The 14,829-nt window shown below is 47.1% G+C and carries 17 protein-coding genes; 8 read left to right on the plus strand and 9 right to left on the minus strand.

Features of this window, described 5'->3' with window-relative positions:
- Positions 1 to 147 precede the first annotated feature (147 nt).
- Both MMG03_RS12005 and MMG03_RS12010 read left to right on the plus strand, forming a co-directional pair.
- Positions 148 to 642, plus strand: coding sequence for an O-acetyl-ADP-ribose deacetylase (locus tag MMG03_RS12005; RefSeq protein ID WP_249506380.1), 495 nt, complete (start codon positions 148 to 150; stop codon positions 640 to 642).
- A 56-nt stretch (positions 643 to 698) separates the two neighbouring features.
- A complete protein-coding gene (locus MMG03_RS12010) occupies positions 699 to 1,406 on the plus strand; it encodes a YkgJ family cysteine cluster protein (protein ID WP_249506381.1) in 708 nt (235 codons plus the stop codon).
- A 44-nt stretch (positions 1,407 to 1,450) separates the two neighbouring features.
- Here MMG03_RS12010 and MMG03_RS12015 read toward each other — a convergent pair whose 3' ends face one another.
- The 7 genes from MMG03_RS12015 to MMG03_RS12045 all read right to left on the minus strand — a co-directional run bounded on the left by MMG03_RS12015 (position 1,451) and on the right by MMG03_RS12045 (position 6,996).
- Positions 1,451 to 2,323, minus strand: a complete 873-nt coding sequence (locus tag MMG03_RS12015) for a hypothetical protein (RefSeq protein ID WP_146741816.1) — start codon at positions 2,321 to 2,323, stop codon at positions 1,451 to 1,453.
- A 256-nt stretch (positions 2,324 to 2,579) separates the two neighbouring features.
- Complete coding sequence (locus MMG03_RS12020; RefSeq protein ID WP_249506382.1) at positions 2,580 to 3,368, minus strand: PhzF family phenazine biosynthesis protein; 789 nt, start codon at positions 3,366 to 3,368, stop codon at positions 2,580 to 2,582.
- Between the two features lie 298 nt (positions 3,369 to 3,666).
- On the minus strand, positions 3,667 to 4,047 hold the full coding sequence (locus MMG03_RS12025) for a VOC family protein (RefSeq protein ID WP_249506383.1): 381 nt from the start codon (positions 4,045 to 4,047) through the stop codon (positions 3,667 to 3,669).
- 37 nt (positions 4,048 to 4,084) lie between these two features.
- The gene (locus MMG03_RS12030; protein ID WP_249506384.1) at positions 4,085 to 4,756 is read right to left on the minus strand and encodes a radical SAM protein; all 672 of its coding nucleotides are present in this window, start codon (positions 4,754 to 4,756) and stop codon (positions 4,085 to 4,087) included.
- 176 nt (positions 4,757 to 4,932) lie between these two features.
- A complete protein-coding gene (queD, locus tag MMG03_RS12035; protein WP_073160811.1) occupies positions 4,933 to 5,265 on the minus strand; it encodes a 6-carboxytetrahydropterin synthase QueD in 333 nt (110 codons plus the stop codon).
- A 323-nt stretch (positions 5,266 to 5,588) separates the two neighbouring features.
- Entirely contained in the window at positions 5,589 to 6,356 is a 768-nt protein-coding gene (locus tag MMG03_RS12040; protein WP_249506385.1) for a MerR family transcriptional regulator, read from the minus strand.
- 127 nt (positions 6,357 to 6,483) lie between these two features.
- Entirely contained in the window at positions 6,484 to 6,996 is a 513-nt protein-coding gene (locus tag MMG03_RS12045) for a GNAT family N-acetyltransferase (RefSeq protein ID WP_249506386.1), read from the minus strand.
- Between the two features lie 389 nt (positions 6,997 to 7,385).
- Here MMG03_RS12045 and MMG03_RS12050 point away from each other — a divergent pair, with 389 nt between their 5' ends.
- From MMG03_RS12050 to MMG03_RS12060, 3 genes are all read left to right on the plus strand, one after another.
- Complete coding sequence (locus MMG03_RS12050; RefSeq protein ID WP_073160817.1) at positions 7,386 to 7,784, plus strand: pyridoxamine 5'-phosphate oxidase family protein; 399 nt, start codon at positions 7,386 to 7,388, stop codon at positions 7,782 to 7,784.
- A gap of 504 nt (positions 7,785 to 8,288) precedes the next feature.
- Positions 8,289 to 9,026, plus strand: coding sequence for a hypothetical protein (locus MMG03_RS12055; RefSeq protein ID WP_249506387.1), 738 nt, complete (start codon positions 8,289 to 8,291; stop codon positions 9,024 to 9,026).
- A gap of 67 nt (positions 9,027 to 9,093) precedes the next feature.
- Positions 9,094 to 10,611, plus strand: coding sequence for a FecR domain-containing protein (locus MMG03_RS12060; RefSeq protein ID WP_073160821.1), 1,518 nt, complete (start codon positions 9,094 to 9,096; stop codon positions 10,609 to 10,611).
- A gap of 127 nt (positions 10,612 to 10,738) precedes the next feature.
- Here MMG03_RS12060 and MMG03_RS12065 read toward each other — a convergent pair whose 3' ends face one another.
- Positions 10,739 to 11,758, minus strand: a complete 1,020-nt coding sequence (locus MMG03_RS12065) for a lysophospholipid acyltransferase family protein (RefSeq protein WP_249506388.1) — start codon at positions 11,756 to 11,758, stop codon at positions 10,739 to 10,741.
- A gap of 263 nt (positions 11,759 to 12,021) precedes the next feature.
- Complete coding sequence (locus MMG03_RS12070) at positions 12,022 to 12,648, minus strand: ribonuclease domain-containing protein (protein ID WP_112132297.1); 627 nt, start codon at positions 12,646 to 12,648, stop codon at positions 12,022 to 12,024.
- Between the two features lie 56 nt (positions 12,649 to 12,704).
- Here MMG03_RS12070 and MMG03_RS12075 point away from each other — a divergent pair, with 56 nt between their 5' ends.
- The 3 genes from MMG03_RS12075 (at position 12,705) to MMG03_RS12085 (ending at position 14,555) form a co-directional block, all read left to right on the plus strand.
- On the plus strand, positions 12,705 to 13,070 hold the full coding sequence (locus tag MMG03_RS12075; protein WP_088666564.1) for a hypothetical protein: 366 nt from the start codon (positions 12,705 to 12,707) through the stop codon (positions 13,068 to 13,070).
- A 67-nt stretch (positions 13,071 to 13,137) separates the two neighbouring features.
- Positions 13,138 to 13,386 carry a hypothetical protein gene (locus MMG03_RS12080; protein WP_101478366.1) on the plus strand — a complete coding sequence of 83 codons (249 nt, stop codon included), beginning with the start codon at positions 13,138 to 13,140 and terminating at the stop codon, positions 13,384 to 13,386.
- A gap of 440 nt (positions 13,387 to 13,826) precedes the next feature.
- Positions 13,827 to 14,555, plus strand: a complete 729-nt coding sequence (locus tag MMG03_RS12085; protein ID WP_170932334.1) for a sigma factor — start codon at positions 13,827 to 13,829, stop codon at positions 14,553 to 14,555.
- The last annotated feature ends 274 nt before the right edge of the window (positions 14,556 to 14,829 follow it).

Below are 14,829 nucleotides of genomic sequence, written 5' to 3' on the forward strand. Positions count from 1 at the left end.
AAAATATCTGTGGATATTATTTTAATTTATGTTGGGTTTTTGTTGATAAATTTTGTGGTGATTTCGTAACTTGTTTTATAAAAAAGATTTATGTTTTGAAATGTATGTTGATGATTCGTGGATTTTTCATTTTTGAGGGGGTGTAAAATGGTAGAAATCGAGGTGCTTCAGGGTGACATCACCAAGCTTAAAGTGGATGCCATTGTGAATGCCGCCAACTGTTCCCTGCTGGGAGGTGGCGGTGTGGACGGCGCCATCCATCGTGCTGCCGGTCGGGAACTGCTGATGGCTTGCATGAAGTTCGGAGGCTGCCAGACGGGAGAAGCCCGGATCACTCCCGGGTTCAAGCTGCCGGCAAAGTTCGTCATCCATACCCCCGGCCCAATCTATAAAGATGGACTTCACGGGGAGCCGGAACTTCTCAAGTCCTGCTATGAAAACTCCATGAAGCTGGCAGAAGAAAATGGCTGCGAGACCGTGGCCTTCTCGGCAATCTCTACTGGAGTGTATGGCTACCCAAAATTGGCTGCCACCGAAATTGCCGTGAAAACCGTTCGGGAATACCCGACGCAGAATGTGAAGAAGGTGATCTTCTGCTGCTTCGGTGAAGACATGTTGAAGATTTATCAGAAAGTTTTATAAAAATCCGTACCAATGGAGCCTTCCTTTGCTAGATTTTTAGCAACAGGAAGGCGTTTATGATTTCTGAAATTGCCCCTATTCTTGAAAAGTTGAGGGGTACCGAAGAATACGACATCCTAGTTGAAATGGATGCAGTTTATTCCCGAATCGAAGAAAAGCAACGGGAATGGTTTGAAAAGTCCAAGTCCACCTGTCCTCATGGCTGTGGCAAATGCTGTGAACATTTTGAGCCTGACTTGCTGGAAAGTGAAGCTCTTTACATGGCCGCCTGGCTATTGTGCAATCAGCCTGAAGTGGCGAAGAACATTGCCGAGGGAAAGTTTCCTTTGATAAATGTTTCACGTGAAACTTTTGCAACATTCCAACATTGCCCCTTCTTTCGGGAGGATATTTCGGGGACGAATCTTCCAGGGCATTGTACTATTTATGGTGGCCGGGCATCCATTTGCCGTCTCTTCGGAGCTGCGGGTTTCAGAGATAAGTATGGCAATGAAGTCTGGAAACCCTGCAAGTTTTATCCTGCAGAAGAGCTTGCCACCATTAAGACTCTATCTGGAGAATCAATCCTTCATCGGCAATATACTGCAGAAGAAGTGCAAAATCTCTTCGGCGCACTCCCTCCAGTCATGAGTGACATGATGGAACAGGAAGAGACGTTCACCCCAGACGATGACTCTTCAACATTAATCCACGACATCCTGCCTAAATACATCCAGCGGTTAATGTGGATTGTGGATTTAAATTCTGGGAAAGATTCCATATAAGAAAAAAGCCCAAGGCATTGCCCTGGGGATGTTTGCAAATTGAGTTATTTCCCAACCTTAATGATATGTTGCTTTTGCTTGGCGGGGCGACCTATCAGGTCGAACTTGCTATTCTTTTCAATGTTAAAACTGGGGACTTTGCGCTTTGTAATGGTTGTAGTTCCTTCGCTATTCCTTAGGGAATAATATAGCTTGTTAACGTATTCGCTCTGGGCTAAATCTTCGATGGAATAGACGATTAGGGAATTGTCAATTTCTTCGAACCAGGTTTTGCCAACTAAAGTGTCCTTGACGGATTTGCTGTATATTCTGGTTGCGTAAGTATTACATGTGTTTTTTTGGGTGGAATCAACTACAGTGTATTCTGCCCTTACAAAAGTAAAACCTTCGCTATAGTATCCATAGTCGTATTCTTCAGTGTATAAAGTGTCATTGCGAATGTAGCTGATGACTAGTTCACTTGTATCCAGATAGGTATCTAAGCTAATGGAAAAGTAGATGGCATATAAGGAGTCTTTATCAGTATAGTAGGTCTTTAAATGTTCTGGGTAATTACCTTCGAATGATTGGAGGGTTATGGTACTTTCTATTGTATTTTTGGTAATAACTTCCTTGTAAGGGACAGTCCAGCAGCCACCTCCGTTGCACTGGTTATTTTTGATGACTTCTTCACATAAATCAGGATCTCCAACGCAGCGGGTTAGACTATCAATCGATCCTTCGTTGTCACGGTTGAATTCCACAACAGAGTAATAATGTTCATCATATGAAGCAGTGTTTACTCCAATCAACTTATCTATTTTATATTCGTCATGTTTTCCGGGAAAGTCAATGGAAAAGTTAGGCGATACCTCTAGACAGTTAATTGCATGTGCCGAAAGAATACAGATAGCGATTAAAAGAATGATTCTTTTCATATAACCTCCTATGTTGGGCCTAAACCTTCTGCTTCCGAGCCGATTAAGGTAGGACGCGCAGCGTCCCAATATAAAAAATTCCCCCCACCCGCAAGATTTGTACCCAAAAAAGTGATTTTTTCTTTTGACAATTCCTTTAGAGGTGCCGATATAACAAGTGAGGGGTGGTTCCCTCCCGTGATAGTCACACGGTTCTCCTATGGTTGGAAAATCCCCGGGGCGCTTGCCTCGGGGATTTTTTGTCCAAATGTTAGTATTAGCAGCTCAATTCGCTAACGGAATAGAGGGTGGCTTTTCCTGCCAGGGTCATTCTTTCGCCCTTGATTTTGCAGTAAAGAGTGCCTCCCCTTCGGGATGCCTGCCTTGCAATAATCTCTGGCTTATTCATCTTGCCACTCCAATAAGGAGCAATGTGGCAATGCCCGGAACCGCAGACCGGGTCTTCGCTGATGGCAATTTTCGGACCGAAGCTTCTGGAGACGCAGTCTTCCTTGGTGCCTTTAGCGGTAACATGAACAAGAAGACCTGGCAATTCCTTCACCTTGTCAAAGTCCGGCTTCATGTTTTCGATGGTGTCCTCGAAGTCAAAGACGCAGAGCATGTCGCGACCCATGTAGGCTTCCGAGGGCCTTGCACCCAGGGCGGCTTCCATTTCATCTGTAACGGGGATGGGCTTCAGGTCATAAACCGGGAAATTCATTTCATAAAGATCCCCGTTCTTGTTGACTGTTAACTGGCCACTCATTGTCTCGAATATGATTTTTTGAGTCGTCTGTTCATAAAAGTTGAAAAGTACGAATGCGGTGGCTAGAGTAGCATGGCCGCAAAGATCAACCTCATCGCTAGGGGTAAACCAGCGAAGGTGATACTTGGGGATGCTTTCGTCATTCCCGGTTTTTACCACAAAGGCTGTCTCGGAGAAATTGTTTTCGAATGCAATGTTATGCATTAGTGAAACTTCCGGCCATTTGTCCAGAATACAAATTGCAGCCTGGTTACCATGGAATAAGGTATCGGAAAATGCATCGACGATATACTGTTTCATACCAAAGAATATACAAAATGTTTCACGTGAAACACAACCGAGGGTGGAAAGCGAAAATATGCTTGCATATTTTCATTTGACACCCGATGGGTGTAGGACTAATGTCGAAGACATTAGTCCCAACATGCAGGGTGTAGCATGCGAAGCATGCCAACCTGCGATGACGAGTGCCGCGGCGGGGAGCTTGCTCCCGATGTAATAATTCTGATTATGCAAGCGCCAACATGCAGGGTGTAGCATGCGGAGCACGCCAACGTCGGGGTGAGTTATCCACTTTGCGAGAGAAGTAGAAAATTATTTATACGGTCAGTTCTACTAGATTGCCTTCGGGATCTTGAACCACACTTTCGTAGTATCCATCCCCCGTCGTTCGAGGCTGCCCTATAATGGTAATGCCATCGGCTTCCATCTGGGCGGTCAACTTGTCTACCATATCCTTGGACCCTAGGGATATTGCCACATGACACCATCCTGAATGTGGATTGGGTATTGGAGATTCGATGTCGTTCCGGTGCATTACCTCAATGCGGGCGCCTCCATCAAAAGTAAGGAACCTGCTGGTGAAACCCTTGGCAGGATTATGGTATTCTGGATGAATCGTAGCTTCCAGATACTTTTCATAGAAGGCGCAAACTTTCTCGATGTCTTTGACCCAAATGGCAACGTGATCTATTTTCATAGGGTCAATATATAAATAATAGGGTGCTTCGAATCGGCTAAACTCCCCTTGCTTCAGGGTTCCAGATAATCTTATGGAGCTGTACCTGGAAGCGGACGTTATTCCGTCGCATCACCTCGTTCCCTAAAATCCAGTTCACCATATCCTCGTACTTCATTGTCCCGAAGATGGGGGAAACATAGAATGTGGGGAGCCTTTTTCCGAGAGCGCTGAACCTTCCCTCCATGGCCTCGATGACCCGGGCGGCATCCAGAAGATCCTCCTCTGTGCCCACCACAAACTTCAGGACATCCTTCTCCCCCAAGGTCATCATGTTCTCCATTTTCATTCGGGGCTGCATTCCGCTGGAGATACTCTTCCAGTCCATAGTGCAGAAGATGTTCCTGAATCCAGATGGCTTTGGCTGAGTTCCGTTGGTCTCGATATTCACTTCGAAGCCGTAATCGTCCAACATTTTCAATAAAACTTCCACATCTTTGTGGATAAGTGGCTCCCCTCCCGTCAGGGTGACGAACTGAGTGTTGAAAGACTTGACCTTTTCCAACACTTCCACTGGGGTCATTTCCTGGAAGTCGCCCCCTTCCACCGCATACATGGAGTCGCAATAGGAGCAGCGGAGGTTGCATCCGAACAGACGGATAAAGACGGCGGGGGCGCCTGTGCGGATACCCTCACCCTCTATGCTGAGGAATATTTCAGAGATTTTCATGAGTTAGTAGATAGTAGGAAGTTGACAGTAGTCAGGTATGGGGGACGCACCTTCGGTGCTCGAGGCATGAGGTCGGCGCTATGCGCCTAGAGGCAATTGTAATTACAATACCTCATACCTCTAGATGCGAAGCATCGACCTCAAAGCGAAGCGACCTCAATGCACTGAAGTACATCTTAGTCAACTTCATATTCAGCGATGTTGCCTTCGCTTTCCTGGACGATCACTTTATAGCAATGGGGAATCTGGTCGCAGATCCACTTGGCGATGTTTTCGGCGGTAGGATTGAAGTCCACCACATCGTTTATGTACTTGTGGTCCAGCTGTCGGGAGATGGTCTCCTTGGCAGTCTTGAAATCGATGACCATACCGTCAGAGTTTAAAGTCTTGGACTGGCAATGAACGGTAATGATCCAGTTATGTCCGTGAAGATTTTGACACTTGCTTTCGTAGGAGAGTGCCAGCTTATGTGCTCCGGAAATTTCGAAGCGCTTCGAGATTCTATACATGAGGTACCTAGTTTTGTTTATAGACAGGATGGTTTTCGAACTGTCCTGCGGTCAAATATTAATGCCGCTGTGAATTGATGTTGAGGATTAATATAGAAAAGGGTTCTATGGTTCCCAAGGCGGAGATGCATAAAAACAATGTTGGCGAAGAATGTTCAACCTACGGATGTTGGTGTGCTACGCACACTAGTCAGAGAATAAATTCTCTGCCGCATCCTAGGTTTGCAAACGTTTCACGTGAAACGTTCGTAGAGTATAAAAAAGTCCTTGACATTTTTGTGCCAAGGGCTTGTTTAGATTCTTCGACTTCGCTCAGAATGACACTAACGTTCCACCGGGACCTGGATAATGGTGAGCCACTTTTCGGGGTTGTCCTGATTCCAGGCACCGTCCACATAAACGCAGCGGAGGTCACCCACAATCTTGTACCCGTTCTCTTCGATGTACTTGAACATCTCGGTGTAGGACTGGTAGAACCGATCGTAGGGTCCAAGGTGCTTCATGCAGAGGGCGGTTTTCACGGCAGGCATCTTCTTGAACTGGACAATATCGGAGTCTTCAAGCATTTCCTCCACCTGTTCGCAGTACTCGATATCCACGTTCTCGTGTTTGTATTCCTTGTCGTGTTCGATGGTAAAGCAATATCCAGAGGGGGAACATTTGCAACCTAGACGTTGCATCTCGGGGCCGATGACGTTACAGCACATTTCACCGATGGCCTGGTAGTTCTTGATGACTTCACGGTGGCTGGCCACGATGATTTCGGGGAGAGATTGCACGCTGAACTTTTCCATAGAGTTGATTTTCCTTTGAGAGTCCACCATCTGGTGCAGTTGTTCCCTGCGCTTCAGCAGCCGTTCCATTTCCGCTTCACATGCCATGATTTTTTCTTCCAGGGAGAATCCTACATCCTTCAGCCGACGGATGTCGTTCAGCCTTTGCATTTGATCCAGTTTATAGTAACGGTTTCCGGTCCAGTTGTCCACCTCGCAAGGCAGCAGCAGTCCCATCTGCTCGTAGTGCCGCAGGGTCTTTACAGTCACCTGCATCATCTTGGAGAACTCGCCTATCTTTAATTTCAGATTTTCCATATTGTTTTGCGGTTCGCGACCCGCTCCTCTGTGATCACTTTTCTGCCACCTCGTCAGGCGACATAATAAATATAGACCCGGCCCTAAGGGACGAGTCAATGGGAAAACTGGAGATTTTTGGAAAAAATTAAAGTTCCATAAAGAAGATCACCGCATCCACGAAACCCAGCTTCTTGTGGTTGAAGGCTCCGGGCAGTCGGCAAAGTTCCTTGAAGCCTAGGCTCTTCCACAGGTGCATGGCCGGTTCGTTGGTGCTGATGACGAAGTTGAACTGGATTGCCTTGAAGCCCATGGCCTTGGCATTCCGGATGCAGTCCTCGCCCATCTTGCGACCGATGCCTTTTCCGCGGGCGGCGCTGGAAACCATGAAGGAGGCGTTGGCCACATGGCTGCCTCGGCCACGGTGGTTCTGGATGATCTTGTAGTAGCCGAGGATCTTGGTGCCTGCACTATCCTTGCCTGCGTCCGAAGCGGATTCTTCCATAACGAAACTGGTAACACCCTTGCCGAACCAGTAGTCGTATGCGTCCTGGTCGCTGGCGGTTTCCTCGAAATCGTAGGTGTCGCCCCCTTCAATCACTTCGCGGAAAATGGGGAGCATCTGGGGAAAATCATCTGGAGTAGCTTTGCGGATTTGCATATTAGGTGCGAGGTCGCGGCTTTGCCGCTTTGAGGTATGAGGTCGGTCGCTTGCGCTCCCTTTGAGCTATATAATGGCGCCTTGCGCTTTCAATACTATATAATATAGTAAGAGGAGTTTTTGTGGTAATTGTACCTAGAAAAATAATGTTGTTTTTCAAATTTAATAGCGGAAATTTCACAACATATATATATTAGTATGGTAATTATATCAGTTTAGATTCTGCTCCTACGAACCTAATTCAAGTAAGGAACTAAAGTTCTTAGTTTCGTATAGCTCAGAATGACGCTAGGGGCAAAACGCCAAGTATTTCAAACTTCAATGCATCCGTAGGATGCGACCTAACAACCTCAAACCTCAAAGGCCATGCAATGGCCGACCTAAAAATTATGGAAGAAGTAGTAAAGTTTCTCAAGGAATGTGGCGCCTATTTTCTGGCAACTGTAGATGGCGATCAGCCCAAGGTTCGTCCCTTCGGTACCGCCGAAATTTTTGAAGGTAAGCTGTACATTCAGACTGGCAAGTCCAAGAATGTTTCCAAGCAGATTGCCGCCAACCCCAAGGTTCAGCTCTGTGCCATGAACAAGGCTGGAAACCAGTGGCTCCGTCTTAGCGGTACCCTGGTAGAAGACGATCGCCTGGAACCCAAGGTCCATATGCTGGACGCCTATCCAGAACTGAAGGCCATGTACAAGGCCGAAGATCCCAACACTCAGGTGCTTTACTTCAAGGACGCCGAGGCTGTGTTCTGCAGTTTCACTGCGGCTCCCAAGGTGGTAAAGTTCTAGTTTGATTGCCTTTTAGGCTGCTTAAATTGTGAAAATCGGTCGGCGAAAGCCGGCCTTTTTCGTTTTATTCTGTTGATAGAATGTAAACAATTAATTAACACCCTTCGATGAATAAGTCCTGTTATGGGTAAATTGTGGATAAAACTGTCAACATTTAAAAAATTTATGTTGAAAGTTGCGTTGGACAATTTTTAATCTATTCACACCTGTTTCACGTGAAACATCGTTATTTGGCAATAAGTTACGGTTTTTTCATTTTACAAACGGATAAAAAGCTTCGATTTATCAACAGGTACAATGACGATATTTTTGTGAATATCTTGTTGGATTTGGAAATATCCTAAAAACGGGATGAACTTTCTATTCACATTATTTAAACATTTATCCTCTATTTATCAACAGTATAGTAAAACTTCTTGTTTGAAAGTATGCGCTTCGGATTGCGTAAAAAATAAAACCCTCAAAAATTGTATTTTTTGGGGAAAGGTAAGCCAAAGGAATTTTATGGAAAACAATGAGTCTCGTGGAAAGCGCGCCCTCTTTTGGATGAGATTTACTTTTGCGCTGACCTTCCTGTCTTGGCTGCTTTTGTTCCTGATTGCCAAGAATGGATCTTTGCCGGTGCGGTTCACGCAGGAAAATCCGGATGTGGACGTGGGGGCGGTCATTGATTTTTTCAATTTCATAGTGGTGATGTTTTTTGCTGGCTTTGGTGTTCCCCTGTCCTGGTGCCTTTATCAGCTTTTTTGGCTGATGTGGATTTTCAGGGCTACAAAGAACTTGCGCAAGGTGACCTCCACAAGCTTTAGTCCCTGGCTGGCGGTCATCTGTAGTGCCATCCCCGGTTTAGGTTACTTGATTCACTATCTTGTTTTCAAGAATCTGGTGAGGCAGACGGAATCCGCATTGGCGGCTCGCCGAGATTCCCAGTCAAAGAAGATTGCTGAAATTTTATCCAAGGTCCAATCGGTGGACGGGAACATGGTCAATGGGTTTGCCATCATGGCTATATTGGCTGGGGCTATCGGTTTCATTCGCGATACCAGCATCTCGGGATTTTTGGCGGTGGCCTTCTCGGTGGCGTCGCTGCTTTGCTATATGAAATCTTTTGCAGCCTTCATTAAAGAGGAGCAGGCCCTGTTTGACATTTATCAAGAAGAAAAATTGATGGCCAAGGTGGACCAGGTGCTCTGGCAACGCAAGCTGGAGTCGGAATCCGCTGACGAAAAAACAAAAGTGTGATTTTATACATTTGCTAATTCCACATATATATTATATGTTTGATGAAGTTTCTAAAAAGAGGCTTGGAATGAAGAGTTTAAAGTTTTCTGCAGTTTTCGCATTGACCTGCGCCATGGTGGCCATGGCTGCTACCCAGGGTGGCAAGGTCCGTTCTGTTCTTGGCGATGTGTCTTACCAGAAGCAGGGTAAGAACAACTGGGCCGCCCTCCGAGTGGGTGCCAAGGTTCTGGACGGTTACATGATCCGGACCTACACCGAGTCCGGGGCGCAGATTTCCCTTTTAGATGGAAGTATGGTCGCTATCGGCGAAAATGCGCTGGTGGAATTCAACGAACTTCTGTTCGACAAGGATTCACGAGTTTCTGACATCAGCATCAAGAAGGGTATGATCCGCTTCGATGCTCAGAAGCAGAAAGGCAACAGTGTCTTCAAGTTTAGGACCGGAACGGCAACCGCATCGATCCGCGGTACCGACGGTACCCTCGGCATGACCGAAGCAGGTCAGCCCTACGGCGCCTTGAACTCCGGCGAAATGGTCATGGAAAATAATGGCCAGGAAATTCCTGTCAAGGCAAATCAGTTTGTGGCCTTCCGTAAGGATAAGCCTGCTGTCGTGGTAGAAGCAAAAAATGCAAGCGATCCCGAATTTGTGAAAAAGCTGGGCGAAGTCCTTGATGACACCACGAAGTCTGACGAAGCCATTCAGGCCCAGGCCCAGGAGCTGGACCAGAAGATCGAAGTCCGTAACGAGGATCTGAAATCCAAGTATAATTGTATCATCGATTCGCTGCCCGCTCTTGTCAGCGCAGACAGTATCGATATCGGCGTCACCTGTACTGCCGGCGTCCGAGTGTCTCTCGGTTCCGAAAGTTTTGAGTCCAAGGGTCACAAGTTGCATTTCACCCCCAGCTGGATTAGAGGTTCCTTCGGCGATAAGAAGTACCTGCTGAACTGCAGTGTGGACGGTGCCGATTTTGAATGCGGTCGAATTGCGTTCACCTATCGCGTGGACCGCACCGTTCGACTTCTGGAATCCGACGAAGGCAAGTGCTTTGCCGTTTTTGCCACTAGCGGATTTAATGACAACTCCGGTTCCGTTTCTGTCTTCCTGGGTGACAGCCTCATTCAGAAGACCAACATGGAAAAGGACGGTTCCAGCACCTTCACTCTTGTGCCGGGTGATCATGTGTACAAGGTGGTTGCCGAAAATGTGGATTCCGCCACGACGGCTGCCGGGACTGTGGAGCAGATGCTGAAGTGCTACCCGGTGACCAACGTGCAGATCGACATCCGCGGCGGCAATCGCGAAATTGTCAAGCGCAAGGTTTCCCAGGGCGCAGCCATCTATCCGGAACTGGAATTCGACTTGCTGGATGTGGCCGGTAACGACGTCGCCCAGGTGGAAGAAGTTATCGTCTCTGTAGACGGCGAAAATTTCGAGGCCGAGCAGGTGGCTTCTACCGTGGGCATTGGCTACAAGGTCAAGATGAGAATTCCCCGCGGCAAGTCCAAGATTGTCAAGGTGGCCGTGTTGATGCGCAGCGGTGAAACGGCTTACGCTTCCAAGATTTACGAATTCAAGTAATAAAAAAATTGGTGACTGAAAAATCCCCGGAACTTAACAAAGCTCCGGGGATTTCTTATATGACGATCAAACAGGTTTTTGAAAAAGAAAATAATTTAAAGGAGAACGTTTTTTTCCGCAAAAAAGTTCAGTGGTAAATTTCGGGACGGGTACTGCGGAAACGCCGGTGGGTCCAGCCATACCACAGGGCGGGATTTTCACGGATCCGTTCTTCGAGCCAGGCGCGGTACGCTCCGTCTACGATGGAAATTTTTTCATCACGCTGTTTTGAGCCGTGTTGGTCCAAGCCGCGTTGGTCCATGTTGTGCTGATTCACGTCATGCTGATTCACGTCATGCTGAACTTGTTTCAGCATCTCTTTCTGCATGTCCCTCTGCGTCTCATTCGGTTCTTGTGCTTCCACCGCATGCAGAATTTTTCTGTTTCCTTGCTCCTGGATCCAGCAGAAAAATACGGGAGTGTTCGGGCGGTGCCTCAGCAGAAAATCAGGAAGCGGATTTATTTTGGCGGGCCGCCCCAAGAAGGTTCCGTCCATGGCGCTGCCGATTCGGCTATCCTGATCCGCCAGCAGACAGAACAGTTGTTTTTTCCCGCCGCAGTCTGGCGCCTTTCCGTCCAGCTGGTCTAAAAATTCCCGCGGATTTTTGGCGTCGATGGAATAGGGCCGCCCGCGGACGCACCGCACTTTTTCGTACACGAAACGGTTCAGCCATTTCGGTTTCAGCGGAATAAAGCTGGCCTTCAGCGGAACGCCCAGCGCACAGAGCCATGCCCCGCTAGCTTCGTAGTTTCCGTAGTGTGCCGTCAGAAAAATTCCGCCCCGCCGCATCTTTTCGATGGTGCCCGCCGCCCCTTCTGCCAGCTCGAAAATTTTTCCGCCTGCAGAAAACGGATACGCCCCGCAGTCCTCGGGCAGTTTCTTGTAGACGTCAAAACAGAACAGCAACTCCCCTACGTGCCAGGTCAAGTTCCGCAGCATTTTCTTGTAGAGATTTTCCGCTTCCAGCTTTTCGCCGGACATCCACGTTCCCTGTGAAACGTATTCCAAGTTCCTTTTTATAGTCTGCTTTTTCCAGCCCGCAAAACCCAGTACCTTGAAGGCGGCACCTGCAAAAATTCGAACTGAAATCTGACCTATGGAAAACATCGATTCAAAATATAAAAAAGTGTTTGAAATTCCCATATTGGATGAGGGGCCCGTGGAAAAATTCCTGCACAGGTGCATGCGTTCAGGCATCGTCGCTAAAATTGCTAATAAAACCGACGATGCTTTTGGGTTGGGGAATTTTGTACCGCTAATATTGTTGTTATACTTGATTTATAGACCGAACGCCTGGAAGCTAGTTTTAGGTATAGTCCTGTTGAGTTCGACCCTATTTCCTTACATAGCATACAACATATTACAGCGGATTATCTGAATTCCAGGAGCTTGTAACTTTCGTAGTGGTCGGCCGTGTAATAGATGATGCAACCGGTTTGATAGACAAGTCGTTTTGTGCCGCGGCTCTGGACATTGCCGTAATCCACGTCGGCTTCGCGGTAGGTTCCGTCGGGTAGCAATTTTTCCCTGTTGCCGAAACTGTCGCCGCCGATCATGACGCCCAGGGTTTTCCAGGGGTTGAAATTCCATTTGCTGAAAGTGTTTCCTGTGGAACTTTCGTAAAGTTTTTGCCCCTCGTTCTTGCCCACATAATTTTTAGGCAGCTTGTCGAACTTGCAGATGTAGGCCCCCACGGAATCCCTGCTGGTGTAAACGCCGGACTCCTTGACGGCCTCGTAAATGGTGAGCTTTTTTTCTGAGTTGCCTGATGAAAACTGCGATGAACTTGACTGAGTCAGTGACGAACTTGACGCGGCCTCTGCGGAACTTGAAACGTCTTCCGAAGAACTGGAAAAGGCGCGTGATGAACTGAATCGGATTTCTGATGAACTGTAATCTTCATCGTCGTCGGAGCTGCTGACGGTAGGGGTGCTGCAACCGAAAAATGCGTTGACGAAAATGGTTAAAAGTACGAAATGTCCAAGGGCGAATTTCATACAGTTGAATATAGTTTTTTTAACTTTAAGTTCTAAAATTTCAATAGGCGAAAAAAATGAAAAAGGTTATTTTACTCGGAACTCTTCTGGCTTCTTCGATGTTTGTCGCCTGCGGTGACGATTCCTCTTCCGGTACATCTGCCGGTGGCAACTGCTTTACCGTAGAAAAATCTGTAAATGCTTGCGAATCCATTTCCAAGGATGATTTCGGTACATGGAAGTTTATTCGTAAGGATTCCTTTGGCGATGATATGCAGTATGTATATACCGTCGAAGGTGAAAAACTGGTGCTGACCACCACGGATTCTGGCTGCAATGTCAAGCGCGATGAAAAGTCCTACTCTTTCTACAATATGACTAAAGAAGCAAGCATCGAGATGTCTTACATGGCGGTTGTCTCTACTTGCGAAGATGGCCAGTAATGTAGCTCCCCGGCTGCACTTGAATTTTGCCTTTCGAAATTCTAGATTGTAGACCAAGGAGATCATTATGGCAAAGAAAGAAAAGCTGACGATCGTCGGCAACGCCAGGGGATCCGCCTCCGAGTCCGCAATGGAATCCGCGGCGATGCGATCCCTTCGAATCGATGGCTCCTGCAACGGGGCGACGCTCCGCACCAGAGTCATCAAGAACAAGAAACTCTACAATCGAAACTTCAAGCACAAGAAGTCCTTCGCTGATGCGGGGGACTTTCCCATTTTATGGGCAAGTCTCATCGGCTCGGAAGTGCAAACATAAATGTTTGCGTTTCGCTCGCCTCGGTTGACTTTCCCATTTTATGGGCAAGTCTCGTCGGCGTTTTTTTAAGGGATGAATTGAGTCAAAAAAAACGTCAAATTTTTTTGAAAAAATGTTTGACAATTTTTTTTCAGCCGACGATATAATGCCTGCACGACTAAATTGGGAGCATCCAACATGTTAAATAAAAATTTCAGGGGAATGGAAAAATGTCATATTATGACAGCCGTCTTTTGCTATATTTTAACGTGATGAGAGATAGAACCACATAACAAGCAAGACATTTTTTTAGAGGGGTGCCCGGCAGGGTGCGGCGCAGTGTATGCGTTAAATCTCGGCTTTTGCGATTGCGTTCGCAATGGTCTTTTGCAATGGTTTTCGCTACAACCAAATAAGAGGGAATCGGCATGGCAAATAATGTTTCTAGGAAGGGAGTCAACATGAAAAACAATCAGGTCTACACTTGGACCGCAAAGCAGCAGGACTGGCTTGAACAGGCTCAGTCCGGTAACGATGGCGCATGCAGCAGTCTTTTCTGCTCCATGAAGGATACGCTGGAAACGGTTCACCGTTACAGCCAGGATGGTCTGTATCCGGCAAAGTTCGGTTACGACTTTAACTACAATGGCCGCTCTTTTGAAGATGCATCCAGCGACATCTACACTGCATTCAGGGATGCTGTACGCCGTTTCGATGCTACTCAGGGAGTACCCTTTGGCGCCTATGCCGTAAACGACTTGCGTCATCGAGCCATGGACTGGACTCGCGACCGCCAGAACGATCGCCTTGTCATGGTCGGACAGCGTCTGAACGATGGTGTGGACGGCAATGGCGATTACTGTGTTCTGTTGCAGTCTGACTACGATTCCTTCGTAGATGATTACTACGCCAGTAAGTCCGACTCCATGTGCGATGCAGAAGCTCATCCGGTAGAATTCTGCGAAATCATGGACCTGGTCGAAAAGATTCGCCAGGAAGTCATCAAGAGCGGCGATGTCCGTCTGCTGGAATTCATGAATCTTTACCTTGAATGCTGCTGCGAAAAGAAGGCAATGGAACAGATTGCCGAGCGTATGCAGGTTACCCGGGCCATGGCCTACGTCTACATGGATAGGTTAAGGGCTTTGATTGCGCCTAAGTTTGGCCCGGATTATGGCGCCGCTGCGTAGGCTGTCAAAAGATTTCTGTTGGCAGAATGTTGATTTGATGGGGAAAATCTAGTGTTTATGCGAAAAATGCGAAAAAATGTGATTTTTTTTAGATTTTTCCCTTGACATTCATCCAGAAAATTCTATAATTGGCCTCACCTCCGAACGAGACAGCCGAAACGCTGAAACGGACGGAAGCGAGAACCCGAGAGGCTCTCGAGAAGATTGAAGGAATCGGAGATGTGCTTAGTGACGGCCCAAGAAATTTCTTGGAATTAGTCGAATACGAACGTGA

The organism is Fibrobacter sp. HC4, from assembly GCF_023373925.1.
GTDB lineage: Bacteria > Fibrobacterota > Fibrobacteria > Fibrobacterales > Fibrobacteraceae > Fibrobacter.

Excerpts from the sequence above, each read along its gene's own strand:
- MMG03_RS12005 (WP_249506380.1), top strand. The coding sequence starts at position 148 with ATGGTAGAAATCGAGGTGCTTCAGGGTGACATCACCAAGCTTAAAGTG.
- MMG03_RS12010 (WP_249506381.1), top strand. The coding sequence starts at position 699 with ATGATTTCTGAAATTGCCCCTATTCTTGAAAAGTTGAGGGGTACCGAA.
- MMG03_RS12015 (WP_146741816.1), bottom strand. The coding sequence starts at position 2,323 with ATGAAAAGAATCATTCTTTTAATCGCTATCTGTATTCTTTCGGCACAT.
- MMG03_RS12020 (WP_249506382.1), bottom strand. The coding sequence starts at position 3,368 with ATGAAACAGTATATCGTCGATGCATTTTCCGATACCTTATTCCATGGT.
- MMG03_RS12025 (WP_249506383.1), bottom strand. The coding sequence starts at position 4,047 with ATGAAAATAGATCACGTTGCCATTTGGGTCAAAGACATCGAGAAAGTT.
- MMG03_RS12030 (WP_249506384.1), bottom strand. The coding sequence starts at position 4,756 with ATGAAAATCTCTGAAATATTCCTCAGCATAGAGGGTGAGGGTATCCGC.
- queD (WP_073160811.1), bottom strand. The coding sequence starts at position 5,265 with ATGTATAGAATCTCGAAGCGCTTCGAAATTTCCGGAGCACATAAGCTG.
- MMG03_RS12040 (WP_249506385.1), bottom strand. The coding sequence starts at position 6,356 with ATGGAAAATCTGAAATTAAAGATAGGCGAGTTCTCCAAGATGATGCAG.
- MMG03_RS12045 (WP_249506386.1), bottom strand. The coding sequence starts at position 6,996 with ATGCAAATCCGCAAAGCTACTCCAGATGATTTTCCCCAGATGCTCCCC.
- MMG03_RS12050 (WP_073160817.1), top strand. The coding sequence starts at position 7,386 with ATGGAAGAAGTAGTAAAGTTTCTCAAGGAATGTGGCGCCTATTTTCTG.
- MMG03_RS12055 (WP_249506387.1), top strand. The coding sequence starts at position 8,289 with ATGGAAAACAATGAGTCTCGTGGAAAGCGCGCCCTCTTTTGGATGAGA.
- MMG03_RS12060 (WP_073160821.1), top strand. The coding sequence starts at position 9,094 with ATGAAGAGTTTAAAGTTTTCTGCAGTTTTCGCATTGACCTGCGCCATG.
- MMG03_RS12065 (WP_249506388.1), bottom strand. The coding sequence starts at position 11,758 with ATGTTTTCCATAGGTCAGATTTCAGTTCGAATTTTTGCAGGTGCCGCC.
- MMG03_RS12070 (WP_112132297.1), bottom strand. The coding sequence starts at position 12,648 with ATGAAATTCGCCCTTGGACATTTCGTACTTTTAACCATTTTCGTCAAC.
- MMG03_RS12075 (WP_088666564.1), top strand. The coding sequence starts at position 12,705 with ATGAAAAAGGTTATTTTACTCGGAACTCTTCTGGCTTCTTCGATGTTT.
- MMG03_RS12080 (WP_101478366.1), top strand. The coding sequence starts at position 13,138 with ATGGCAAAGAAAGAAAAGCTGACGATCGTCGGCAACGCCAGGGGATCC.
- MMG03_RS12085 (WP_170932334.1), top strand. The coding sequence starts at position 13,827 with ATGAAAAACAATCAGGTCTACACTTGGACCGCAAAGCAGCAGGACTGG.